This window comes from Citrobacter enshiensis (assembly GCF_029338175.1).
GTDB lineage: Bacteria > Pseudomonadota > Gammaproteobacteria > Enterobacterales > Enterobacteriaceae > Citrobacter_D > Citrobacter_D enshiensis.
The window spans coordinates 2141473-2154628 of sequence record NZ_CP119862.1; the positions used below are offsets into that span (position 1 = coordinate 2141473).

At 51.4% G+C, this 13156-nt stretch carries 8 protein-coding genes and 1 pseudogene; 3 read left to right on the plus strand and 6 right to left on the minus strand.

The features are described 5' to 3' along the window. The first annotated feature begins 31 nt into the window (after positions 1-31). Complete coding sequence (locus P2W74_RS10430) at positions 32-1009, plus strand: SinI family autotransporter-associated protein (RefSeq protein WP_276294871.1); 978 nt, start codon at positions 32-34, stop codon at positions 1007-1009. Positions 1010-1134: 125 nt separating this feature from the next. After that, a complete protein-coding gene (locus P2W74_RS10435) occupies positions 1135-6684 on the plus strand; it encodes an adhesion domain-containing protein (RefSeq protein WP_276294872.1) in 5550 nt (1849 codons plus the stop codon). 366 nt (positions 6685-7050) lie between these two features. Here the strand turns inward: P2W74_RS10435 and P2W74_RS10440 are convergent, their stop codons facing one another. From P2W74_RS10440 to pth, 5 genes and pseudogenes are all read right to left on the minus strand, one after another. Then, on the minus strand, positions 7051-7497 hold the full coding sequence (locus tag P2W74_RS10440; RefSeq protein ID WP_276294873.1) for a selenium binding protein: 447 nt from the start codon (positions 7495-7497) through the stop codon (positions 7051-7053). A 129-nt stretch (positions 7498-7626) separates the two neighbouring features. Next, entirely contained in the window at positions 7627-7842 is a 216-nt protein-coding gene (locus P2W74_RS10445) for a hypothetical protein (protein WP_276294874.1), read from the minus strand. A 524-nt stretch (positions 7843-8366) separates the two neighbouring features. Then, positions 8367-8844: pseudogene (locus P2W74_RS10450) on the minus strand (tyrosine-type recombinase/integrase); the annotation flags it as partial. Positions 8845-9058: 214 nt separating this feature from the next. Continuing rightward, on the minus strand, positions 9059-10153 hold the full coding sequence (ychF, locus tag P2W74_RS10455) for a redox-regulated ATPase YchF (RefSeq protein WP_203360980.1): 1095 nt from the start codon (positions 10151-10153) through the stop codon (positions 9059-9061). 116 nt (positions 10154-10269) lie between these two features. Then, complete coding sequence (gene pth, locus P2W74_RS10460; RefSeq protein WP_192612443.1) at positions 10270-10854, minus strand: aminoacyl-tRNA hydrolase; 585 nt, start codon at positions 10852-10854, stop codon at positions 10270-10272. 275 nt (positions 10855-11129) lie between these two features. On the opposite strand from pth, the gene ychH reads away from it, so the two are divergent. Beyond that, the gene (ychH, locus tag P2W74_RS10465) at positions 11130-11408 is read left to right on the plus strand and encodes a stress-induced protein YchH (RefSeq protein WP_192612442.1); all 279 of its coding nucleotides are present in this window, start codon (positions 11130-11132) and stop codon (positions 11406-11408) included. A 65-nt stretch (positions 11409-11473) separates the two neighbouring features. On the opposite strand, the gene dauA is transcribed toward ychH, so the two are convergent. Further along, positions 11474-13153: a C4-dicarboxylic acid transporter DauA gene (gene dauA / locus P2W74_RS10470; RefSeq protein WP_276294875.1), complete on the minus strand. Its 1680-nt coding sequence runs from the start codon at positions 13151-13153 to the stop codon at positions 11474-11476. Between the last annotated feature and the right edge of the window lie 3 nt (positions 13154-13156).

A 13156-nucleotide genomic window follows, 5' to 3' on the forward strand; every position in this document is an offset into this window, starting at 1 on the left:
GTCGCTGATAGTGGAAATAAGAGGAATATTAATGAAACCAGCAACAACACAGCGTCTGACCAAAATCGCTTTAGCGTTAGCCATCGCCGGATATTGCTCCGTACCTGCCGCACTTGCAGCGAATAAAGTGAGTAAAGTGGGCAGTCTAAAAGAGGGATCTGGCTGGCTGACGAGCGGCAACACGGGCAGCATTGTCGGTACGGCACCTAAAATTAAACTACCGAGCGCGGCAGAGACCGATGACGGCCTGCACGTCAAGGTGCAAATTGATCGCTCGGGTCGTACGGGCGGTACAACGGCGGCGACGGATGGCGAGAAGCAATTTCATGTCGGCGATAAGTTAACCGTGTCCTGGGAGATCAACGATATCGAAGGCGATACGGATGCTACAGGGTTAACTAAAAAGAGCATCAAGTGGATGTGTTACAAGGATCAGAGCAAAAAGGATGGTCGGACCCTTCAGGGCAACGGCACGAATGGCTCGGACTCTTATACCATCCTGGCCGCAGACGAGAACTGCTATATCGGGATGCAGATTACCCCGGCAACGGAGACTGGCGATCCCCGCACTGGCGTGCTGGTTGATATGGCCGATTTGTCCACCGCGGCTGGCGGCGGTAGCGACAGTGATGATATTCCGGAAGGGCCGGTGGTGGATGACGATCTGCAGGTGACGATTTATGACGCCGCCGACACCACGGTTAACCTGCTCAAGAACACCACCGTTAAATTGCATACCGGTCATACCTATAAGGTCAAACTGTGGCGCGATACCAACGGCAACGGTACCTACGATTCCGGCACGGATACCGATGTCACCAGCTACTATGACTATATGTGGGTGTTCACCGGAACGAGCGCGACGGCAAATACGTCCGGCGATTCCAGCGTACAGAACCAGGATCTGGTGCTCCCGGCAACCAATACTGCCGCAACCGGTGTTCTCTCTGGCGCAGGTGTGGATGGCGTGCAGGGCAATACGCTGGCCGTCAAATACAAACGTAAATAGTTTTTTATCTCTTATGCCATTCCCTGCGGGGGATGGCATTTTTGCAGATGCAGTTTTTGCTGAGTACAACACTGAGCAAAAAGAACGAAGCCAGCCAGGAATGATTTATGCGCGGATATCGGAAAATGAAGAAGATATTGAGTATCTTATTGCTGCTGGCGATGACGTTCGGAATACCCGCATTTTCAGTCCAGGGGGCGCTTAAAGGCGGGACCTGGCAGACAACGCCCACCTCCACGGGTGAAATTAGCGGTACCAGCCCGCAGGCTGACAGCGCAGCGATCGCGGTTTATCAGGGCAGCATACAGCTGGATCCCGCTAAAACATACACCGTACCCTTCAGCGCAACGCCCGGCGATTTCAGTGCGGATACTGCCGCCAGTCATCTTATCCTGACGAATCCCCATGACACCGAAGGCGACCTGTTTGCCGCGCCGCCAGCGTTACAGTGGGAAAACCAGCAGCCGCCCGGCGCGGATCTGGTTTGGGCCGATGCCGCCACGCCGGATACGTTGCTTGACCCGCAGCCGGTAGACGATGAAAGTTTTTGTGCACAAAATCTGGCCGGGCGTCATCTGGTGACGTGGCCGCAGGTGGATTCGTCCACGCCGCTGCCGCTGCTGTACCTCTCCACTCTCACCGGCTCGCCCACCACCGGCACCGTGGCGCTGCAGGATAAGCGGGTGGCGATTGATATCGCACCGTCGCAGAATGCGCCGCTGACGGTCAGCGCCAGCCACTATGACGATACGCTGAAAGCCGCGAAGGTGAAGGCAGGCGAGAGTATTGTCCTGACCATTACCACCCATGACTGCGCGGGAAGTGTGCTGAGTAACGTACCCTTTGTCATTACCCGCAGCGATGCGCTTGGCCGACGGGGCGATGTTAAAAACGACGCACCGGTGCATATCGGTAATACCGAACTGACCACCGTCGACACCGAATATCATGGTGTCACGGACGCTAACGGTACGGCGACCGTGACGGTGACTCAGGATGGCGGACCGGGGGTGAAAACCACGCTAAAGGTGAAGCCGTCACAAAGCAGCGTGGTGGAAGAGGATGTGGATGTGATATTCACCACGCTGACCAGCCCGAACAGCGATAAAGCCGCGATGTGGGGCCATATGGCGGAGAGTACCACGGTAGGCGATTTTACCTTTAGCCGTCCTAAACTGGCAGGGGAGGCCACTGGAACGAATGGCGCAGTGACCGACCATAACGAAGTCTGGGCGCTGTTTGACTGGAACAACGCGGACAGCCACTGCAATTCCCTGCTGCCGGATCTCCGGCGGTTAGTGGCGCTGGACGTTGCTCAGGGTGCGCAAACCATTCAGGAAACATTGGGCTGGCCGATACAGGGTAATGATTACTGGTCGGCTTCGCCCGGTGAATCAGGGCGACACTTCGCGGTGGATATGAATGGTCAGGAGAGCGCATCCCGCAATGACAGTGAGCACTACCTTGTCAGTTGCGTGGATCACGCTATGCCGGTGGTTACGCCCAAAATAACGCTGACGCCTGATCATTACGACACCACGCTGACTGCGGCGAAAGCGATGACTGGTGAATCCATCACCATGACGGTCATGATAACCGACAGCGTGACCGGGGAACCGCTTCCTCACATGTATTACTCCCTGGCGTTGGGCGAGGTGCATAACCGCGCCAATGAAACCAGTTCAGCATGGGAAACCTCTCCCGTGGTGCTCACTGGCGAGCACATTCAAGCCAGCGATCCACACCTTTATGAGGGGGTTACCGATGCCAACGGTGCCGCAACCGTGGTATTGACCCAGCCCCAGGGCGCTGGTGTGCGCACCACCATCACGGCCGAAATGCGCGAAGGGTATACCGCCACTGACAGTAAAGATGTGATTTTTACCGTCATCACCAGTCCGGACAGCGACAAAGCCCGCATGTGGGGCCATATGAAGGATGCGGCAATGGCAGAAGGCAGTCTGTTCGTCCGCCCGCTGCTGGCGGCTGAATCCGGCAATGAAACGGGCAATTACCGGGAAAACAACGAGGACTGGGCGACATTTGCTCAGCTCAGCAAGGCGGAAAGTCAGTGCGGTGACGGACAGGTACCGTTGGCAAGTTCACTGGAAAAACTGTATGCCGGGCACAGCGCAAACCTGATCGCTACGGATCTGGGCTGGCCGACGGAAAGCTACAGCTATCTGTCGGCAGACACGGATGGCACCACTTACCACAACGTCAGCCTGAAAAACGGCGACCAGGGCAGCTTCACCGGTAGTTCGCCGAACTATCTCTCGTGTGCTGCCACGGAGCTGGTGGCGCAACTTCAGGTTACCACCAACGGCGACGCCAGCCAGCGTCTGGCGAAAGCGAAAGCGGGAGAACCTATCACGCTGACGGTGCAGACAACCAACGCGGCAAACGGGTTGCCTGCGCCGAACGTGGCGTTCACGGTGACGTCCGAAGCGTCGACTAACCGGCAGGGGAGCGCCACCGGGTTTACATCCGGCGGCCCGTTGATGGTGAACGGACAGTCGTTTGGCACCAACAGCGGCATGACCGGTACTTACCAGGGGATAACGGATGCTCAGGGGCAGGCGCAACTGGTCATTGAGCAACCGAAAGGGCCTGGGGTCAAAACGCCGCTGACCATCAAACTGGATGACTCGCGGGTCGCCGACGCGATTAACTATGAGGTTATTTTTACCGCCGTCACCAGCCCGGATACGGACAAAGCGCAGATGTGGGGGCATATGGATGACAGCCTGACGGTGGGCGCTGATACGTTTTATCGTCCCAAACTGGCGAGTGAGTTTACTCCCCCTCCAAGCGGCTCAACGCGTGCACTGGATAACGAGGTGTGGGGACTGCTGACGAACGCTGGTGTACAGAGCAGCGCGGGGGGAGGATGTGAAACCGGCCACCTCCCCAGTACTAACCAGATGAAGGCGCTGTATAACGCGAACAAAGACAACAAAATGAATACTGAACACGGCTGGCAGACTACCTACAGCTACTGGACGTCGACGCTGTCTTCAGGAGGCCCCACCGCCGGTTGGGATGTTATCAATATGACGTCCGGCTCCACGGGCGCCAGCGGCGCTGGCATGTTCGTGGTCTCCTGCCTGAAAGACGCCAACCCGGTAGCGGCACAGATAACCCTGGAGACGGTGGATAAAACTCAGTGGTCAGAGACGCTGAACGCCGCACGAGTGAAAAAAGGCGATACCCTGCGATTAAAACTGATGACAAAGGACAGTGCGGGCAATCCGGTACCGGATACGTCGGTCGTAATCTCGCGCGGAGACGATTATTCTCGCCAGGAAGTCAAAGAGAGTGCCCCCGCATCCATGGTGATTAACGGGCAGGCATTAGCCAATACATCCTCTTTGCTGTATGCGTCAACCGGCGCTGACGGTAGTCTGATTCTGGAGATCACCAGGGCAAACACCAAAGGCACAAAAGCGACGCTTACCGCAAAGCTCTCTGATAACACCAGCGTCACGGCTGGCATAGACACCCTTTTTACCGTTGTCACCAGCCCGGACTCGGCGAAAGCGACTTACTGGGGGCATATGCCCGAAACGCTGACGGCGGCGGAGGGTACCGTCTTTAAACGCCCAATACTCTTTAATGAACTGGCTCAGACGAGCGGGTATAAATCTGCTTCGGAAAATTATGAGACGTGGGCTGTCTTAACGTATCCGCAGGCACAGGATAATACTTCCTCAGGATGCGATGAGGCACATATCCCGACCAGAGATTCACTCAATTCGCTCTACAGCGCCTATCCGGGCGGCAAAATAGAATCTGAACAAGGATGGCCCACCTACACCTACTACTGGAGTAATACGGCTGATAATTCTGTTACCGCCAGCCGCAATTATTATACCGTTAGCCTGTATTCGGACAGCAGTTCGGGGATGGCACAAAATCAAACAAAGTATCTGACTTGTCTTGATAAAGCGCGACCAAAGGGGAATGTCGCTCAAATTGAACTGACGTCTGCGCAATATGTACCCGAACTGCATGCCGCCAAAGTGAAAAAAGGTGAGAAAATTACGTGGCAGATAAAATTCAAAGACGCACAGGGGAATGAAGTACCAGATGTCGCTTTTTCTATTCTCGGTGCCCAGGGAACAAAACGTAATGGCGAGCCGTACTCCGCTTACCTGTACGCAGGATATCCCGGAGGGTCTACGACATATTTATCAGGGAGTACCCGTTTCTATGGTACGACTGACAGCAATGGGCAGGTGCTGGTAGAGGTTTCCGGTGGTGCAGGGTTTGAGGCATTACTCTCTGTTTCACCCGATGAAAACAGCGCATTAGCTGAAAATATGCCCTCTATTTTTACGATAGTAACCAGTCCGGACAGTGATAAAGCCGCGATGTGGGGACATATGCCAGATACCATCACGGTAGATGATATCGTTTTTGAGCGGCCAAAACTGGCGGCGGAGGCCCCATCAGCAAGTGGTCACTCGACGATAAACAACGAATCCTGGGCAACCGTGAGGGATCATAACGTAGCCTTCAACAACCCAGAGGCGGGAGGATGTGCGGCAAACCATTTACCGCAGATTGCTCAAATGAGTGCGTTATATGCTGCGCACAGCGGCAACAAGATCAGTACCGAATTCGGTTGGCCGGTCACCTCAAGTTATAATTACTGGACCTCCACGTATTATTATCCAGACAGACTTTCGGCCTGGTATTCAATCGAATTAAAAAGCGGATATACGTATTCTGCGAGTGGATCATCGTGGATGATGATTACGTGCCTGAAGGACGCCAACCCTGCGCCATCGAAGATCGTGATTAAACCCGTCGATAGCACACAATGGGATGCCTCACTGAATGTTGCGAAGGCAAAAAGCGGTGAGACGCTTCATCTCAACGTGACCGTCGAAGATGCCAGCGGTAAGCCAATACCCGCAACAATGCTGACCATTTCCCGCGGCAATGATTATAACCGTCAGGCAGTCCAGGAATCAGCACAAGCGATGACGGTTAACGGCTCCACATTGCCTTCACCGGGGTCAACAAGTAATTTGTCTACGGATGACGCCGGTAACCTGCTTCTGGACGTGACGCGTCCATCCACCGTCAAAGGTACAAAAGCACCGATTACTCTCGCGGTTACCGACATTCCCGGCGTAACGTCCAGTCTGGACACTGTTTTTACCGTGCTGACGAGTCCTGACTCCAGTAAAGCCCAGTACTGGGGTCATATGCCAGAGACAGTAACCAGCAGTGATGGCGTTGTTTTTCGTCGGCCAATGCTTCAGGCAGAGATCGGTGTGGGTTCCTACAGTTCGGCTAATAACGAAAAATGGTCTGCGATAACTTACCCACAGGCTTCTTCGGTGAATATCGAGGGATGTTCCGTCGATAAAATACCGCTGCTCAGTGAGTGGCAAACACTCTACGGTGATCATCCAGGTGGTGCGGTGGCAACGCTTTATGGATGGCCGACCAATTATGTCTATTGGGGTGCCGATCTGACGGCAGACAATAAGGCGCAATCTATCAACCTGGCTTCAGGAAGTACGCAAGCGACAATGTCAGCGTCTACGACAGATTATGCCCTGCTGGTTTGCCTGACGCAGTCACACACCAGGTCTGGGGCTGCCAGCGCCGCGCTGAATTCTCCCGGATACCCATTGGGGACTGCGTCTATCAGGCGATAAATTGAGAGAGTGCGAAAAGAAAAATCCACGCAATTGCGTGGATTTTTTCGGGTTTGTTGGTTGCCATGAGATTCAATAAAACCTCATGAGACAACAAAAACGATTTAGACGCTTAATCGTGAATTATTTTATATCTTTTTGATTTAATTGTGTTTTGAATTGATATTCTTTGGTTTGTACTCACTTCTATATTCATTTTGGTAAAGGCGGCAATTTGGGAAGCACTGCATTCACTTTTGACCGAAAACGGGTCAAAAAATCCATGCATTGGCGATCAAATTCATTAAACCACTTCAAATGTAGTTACATATGGTGACCAGTCAGACAGTTTTGGCCCTACACGCGAAATGTTGATGACTGAATGTTTCAGTAACCTCTGAGTTCATGAAGTTTAGAAGAAAGCTCGTCATTCTTGCGTATAAAATCCATTATATATTCTTCTGTAATTATGTCTGTTTTGTCGCTGTTTTTATGTTTCGTTGATAAAATTTGGTCATCTCCGTCAGATGACATACCTTCTGGTGCCGTGATTCTGAAACTATGAACTATTCTATTACGGACTTCGACAAGCTCTGAAAATAATTGTGAGATACTATCTCCCACAGCGTTAGAAATTGTATTTTTAATAGGATTTAAAAGACGGCCAGATGTCCTGTCCGTAAGTTCATACCAGCTGTAGTTTTCATCGGTATCTATTCTTAGAATATTTTCAATAATGAACCCGTTATTGGAATTAAAAACGCAAACGGCAGTGCCAATTAACTCTCTGTATTTTTTAGACGGTACTGATTGATGTGAGTAATCTTCATACATGATATTGTCTCCTTATATATCATCTGCGTTTTTAGCCTATCAGCAGTATTGCATACTATCAGTCCAGATTACACGTTAATAACAGAACTGGACGGAATAACCGCTTTGCCCAGGTTGAAGCTAAGATGGTTAATTCTCAGATATCTCTTCTATTTTTGTGTATGAATATGAAATATAGTCATCATCACACATCAGATCATCGAGCGAAGGCTTACGTGGTCGGGTTAGGTGATTGTAATAATCATCACGCTCGGCCTCGGTGTCGAACCATTTTTTCGTGTAGTCAGTACTGCGAAATCCGGGGGTGCTGTCCTGTTCCTTAGTCTCAATTCCGTATTTTTTCATTTAATTAGTTCTCCTTAAAATAATTATCGCAATATCTTCTCTGTGTATTAAATTCAATATCCTTGATTCCATGGAAAAGATTTAAGTAAACACAATTTGAAAATATTTTATCATTTATCAATGAGCTAGCAACGTCAATCTTAATATCTTATCATCCTTATTGTTATCACAAGCGCACACTAAAAATGAAGATAATAGAGCAATTTTCCTGATCATAATGAACCACCATATTAAACGTATGGAAATATTAACGTATAATACATCTTTTGGGGGGAGGATAAAAAGTCTGAAAATACACAAGCAGGAACACCTACAACAATGCCCTTAGGATTCTCACTTTCTGGGTGGATGGCGACACCATTCAGGCGTGGCACGAATCTGCCCCTTTTACCACGGGGACGAGTTCCTCGCTATTCCGACCTTGCAATTACCACTGCTCAGTCCAGATTACAACAGGGTCAGTTTGGATAGATGTGGTCCAAATTTTTTTGGTGAACATTCTACTGAAACCACTTAAACCAAACAGGCCATGCAGTGTTCACACCTTCCTGAAGAATTTTAAGGATATGGTGTGGCGTGATCTCTCTGATAGGAAGTTTACCGATGGTGGGGGAAACCATACGTTCAAGCATATCCAGTCGGCGCGTTTTGGTGATTTCGGCCTAGTCTTTCACCTGCAACCACTCTTTGGCGATCAGCTCAAAGGTGTTAGATCCGTCATTGATCTTGCTACTCTTATCTAACTGACGAGCCTGTGTCGGGCTAACTCCATCTGCGACTTGCTTACGCGCTTGCTCGCATTTCTGGCGAGCTTCGGCGAGTTTTACCGCTGGATACTCACCCAACGCAAACATGCTGGATTGACCGTTGAGTTTAAACCGATAGCGCCATGCCTTTTTGCCATTGGGTTCACTTCAAGGTAGAGAAGAGACCGTTGAAGTCATTTAGGTGGTACAGCTTTTTTTTAGGTTTAGCATTACGGCATTGAGTATCAGTGAGCATAATGAGCTATTATTCATTTTTTATACCGTTGTTGTACTCACTTAAAATGAAGATGGAAGAGTGTTGTACTCATCTATGTGCTCACTTTTGAGTGCGTTGTTACGAGATGAATTGAGACTTTATGAAAAGAAAAATCCACGCAATTGCGTGGATTTTATCGGGTTTGTTGGTTGCCACGAGATTCAATAAAACCTCATGAGACAACAAATTTTATTTAGACGTTGAACAGGAAATTCATTACGTCGCCGTCTTTAACGATATAGTCCTTACCTTCGGCGCGCATCTTACCGGCTTCTTTCGCACCTTGTTCACCTTTATAAGTGATGAAATCTTCGAATGCGATGGTCTGGGCACGGATAAACCCTTTTTCGAAGTCGGTATGGATTTTACCTGCCGCTTGCGGTGCAGTAGCGCCTACCGGGATGGTCCATGCACGAACTTCTTTCACGCCTGCGGTGAAGTACGTCTGCAGGTTCAGCAGTTCGTAACCGGCACGAATAACGCGGTTCAGGCCCGGCTCTTCGATTCCCAGTTCTGCCATAAACTCTTCGCGATCGGCATCGTCGAGTTCAGCGATATCGGATTCAACGGCGGCACACACGGCAACCACGACAGAACCTTCCGCAGCCGCGATTTCACGCACTTTATCGAGGTACGGGTTATTTTCAAAACCGTCTTCGTTCACGTTGGCGATATACATGGTTGGCTTCAGGGTCAGGAAGCTCAGGTATTTGATTGCCGCTTTGTCTTCGTCGGTCAGATTTTTAAGCGCACGCAGCATACCGGCGTTTTCCAGTTGCGGCAGACATTTTTCCAGCGCGGCCTGTTCGGCTTTGGCGTCTTTATCGCCACCTTTGGCTTTCTTCTGCACGCGGTGCAGGGCACGTTCGCAGGTGTCGAGATCTGACAGCGCCAGTTCGGTATTGATAACGTCAATATCGTCAGCCGGATCGACTTTGTTATTCACGTGGATGATGTTGTCGTTTTCAAAGCAGCGAACAACGTGGCCGATGGCTTCGGTTTCACGAATGTTGGTCAGGAACTGGTTACCCAGACCTTCACCTTTGGACGCCCCTTTGACCAGACCAGCGATGTCGACGAATTCCATAGTGGTAGGGAGAATGCGCTGCGGCTTAACGATCTCTGCCAGTTGGTCCAGACGAGGATCGGGCATTGGTACGACACCGGTATTCGGCTCGATAGTGCAGAACGGGAAGTTTGCCGCTTCAATACCGGCTTTGGTCAGCGCATTGAACAGGGTAGATTTCCCGACGTTGGGCAAACCGACGATACCGCATTTGAATCCCATGATTTAAATCACCTTAATATCTTGATAATCAACCTGTTATAGAAAACAGATTGTAGAAAAGTAAATAACTTTGCCTATTATACACAGCGTACGGCAAAAATGCCGCATATCCCTGCTTATTGCGCTTTAAAGGTATGCAGCCGGCTCGTCGCTTTGGTCAGGCCATCTTTGAACCAAATCTCCGTGCAACGGGCCGCTTCGTCAATGGCTTCATCAATTAACTTCTGTTCAGAAACAGGCGGTTTGCCTAACACGAAGCCCACAACTTTGTTTTTATCGCCGGGATGCCCGATTCCGACACGTAAGCGATGAAAGTTAGGGTTATTGCCCAACTTGCTAATGATATCTTTCAGCCCGTTATGTCCGCCGTGTCCGCCCCCCAGTTTAAACTTCGCCACGCCGGGAGGGAGATCCAGTTCGTCGTGAGCGACCAGAATTTCATCGGGATTAATACGGTAAAAGCTGGCCATTGCACCAACCGCTTTGCCACTCAGATTCATAAATGTGGTCGGTACTAAAAGGCGAACGTCTTCGCCCTCCAGCGTCACTCGGGAGGTATAACCAAAGAATTTAGGCTCATCGCGCAGAGGGGCGCGCAACCTCTCTGCCAGTAAATCAACGAACCATGCGCCTGCATTGTGTCGCGTTGCTGCGTATTCAGCGCCGGGGTTTGCCAGGCCGACAATCAATTTAATCGTCACGCTATTTGTCCTGAGTATGTCTATCACTGGCGCGTAGTGTACTGTCTGCGGCGTCGCTTGACAAAAAACAGCGTGCGTTGAGAGAGGAACTGAATAATTTCCCTTGTGGACTATTGAAATGTCAAGGTGTTCAGAGGGTTATTTGTAAAGTTTTGTTGAACAGATGTTTGTAATTGTGATCGTTCCCGCACATGCAAAGATAACTGTTGTCTATACTTTACACATAAGGATTAGGGGTATTCCCTGCAGCAACCCAAAAGTTCCGGAGGTGACACATGAAACGCAAAAACGCTTCGCTACTCGGCAATGTGCTCATGGGGTTGGGTTTAGTGGTGATGGTTGTTGGTGTTGGTTATTCTATTTTAAATCAGTTACCGCAGTTTAACCTGCCGCAGTTTTTCGCACACGGCGCCGTGCTCAGTATCTTTGTCGGCGCGATCCTCTGGCTGGCAGGGGCGCGTGTTGGCGGGCATGAGCAGGTAAGTGACAGATACTGGTGGGTTCGCCACTACGATAAACGTTGTCGTCGCAGCGATAATCGTCGTCACAGCTAAGTTTATCTTGCCTGTCACTTTTTAATTACCGGTCCGCAAAGGCGCAGACCGGTAATTGATAGTGATTACAAATCAGCCAGTGCGGCTTCGCGATTAGGGAAGAACGCCAGGCGACCAGGAATCGGTTGGATGCCTGCGCGCGCCATGGTGCGTAATGGCTGGAACTCCAGATTACTGATTCGCAGTTCGCATCCTTCGGGTAAACGCTTCACAAAGCGCTGGAAGGCATCCAGACCTCCTGCATCCAGCACCGGTACCGCATCCCACTTCAGAACAACGATACGTTTGCCTTCAATACGTGATTCCAGATCGGTAAAGAGTCCTTCAGCCGCCGCAAAGAACAGTGGCCCAATCACGCGCAGCACCAGCACGTCATCCGGAACGTCGACGTTCACTGCCGCCAGACGCGTCATACGCGCGATGCGACGCATGAAGAGCAGGGACGCGAGAACAATCCCCACGCTAATAGCAATCACCATATCAAACAGTACCGTCAGTGACATACACATCAGCATGACGATGATGTCGTCCTTTGGCGCATGGCGCAGCAGGTCTACGACTTTGTGGGCTTCGCTCATATTCCAGGCGACCATCAGCAGCAGGGCCGCCATCGCGGAAAGCGGCAGCCAGGAAAGCAGCGGTGCCAGTACCAGAAGGGCAAGGATGACCAGGATGGCGTGGATCACCGCAGAGACAGGTGAGGTCGCTCCGGCGCGTACGTTAGCCGCAGAGCGGGCAATCGCCGCCGTCGCGGTAATGCCGCCAAAGAACGGTGCGACGATGTTACCCAGCCCCTGACCGATCAGTTCGCTATTGGCCTTATGCTTGGTGCCGGTCATACCGTCAAGCACCACGGCGCACAGCAGGGATTCAATCGCCCCAAGCATTGCCATTGAGAACGCCGCTGGAAGCAGAGCGCGCAGAGAGGCCCAACTGAGTGTGAAATCGGAATCAGGCAGATTCCACGGCAGCACTAACTGCGGCAACAGTTGCGGAATGCCGTTGCCCTGTGAACCATCGGCGAGAATATAGTGGAACTGGGAACCGATGGTGGCGACGTGCCCTCCCGTCAGATTGACGATCCCCATGACCGCACAGCCTGCCAACAGCGCCGGAAGGTGTCCTGGCAGACGGATCCCCAAACGGGGCCACAAAATCAGGGTTCCCAGGGTGACGACGCCAATAGCGGCATCGCCCAGGTTGATTGTCGGCAGCGCCATAAACAAAGCGCCGACTTTCTGCAAATAATGCTCCGGAACATGGGCCAGTTGCAGACCAAGAAAATCTTTAATTTGCATGGTCCCAATGGTGATACCAATACCGGACGTAAAGCCCAGGGTCACGGAGACAGGAATGTATTCGATCAGGCGACCAAAACGGGCCAGGCCAAAAAGGATCAGAAAAATACCGGACATCAGGGTCGCGACCAGCAGACCGGCCAGCCCAAACTGCTGCGACACCGGGTAGAGAATCACCACAAATGCGGCGGTGGGGCCGGAGACGCTAAAGCGCGAACCGCCGGTCAGGGCAATGACAATCCCGGCCACGGCAGAGGTGTAAAGGCCGTACTGCGGCGCGACGCCACTGCCGATGGCCAGGGCCATGGCCAATGGAATGGCAATGATCCCAACGGTTATCCCGGCGATCAGATCTCGAGTAAATCGAGAGGCGGTGTATTTTTCTTTCCAACAAGCGTCGATGAGGGCGCGGAAAGGCATCACATGTGAGGAAAATAATCTGTTCACAAT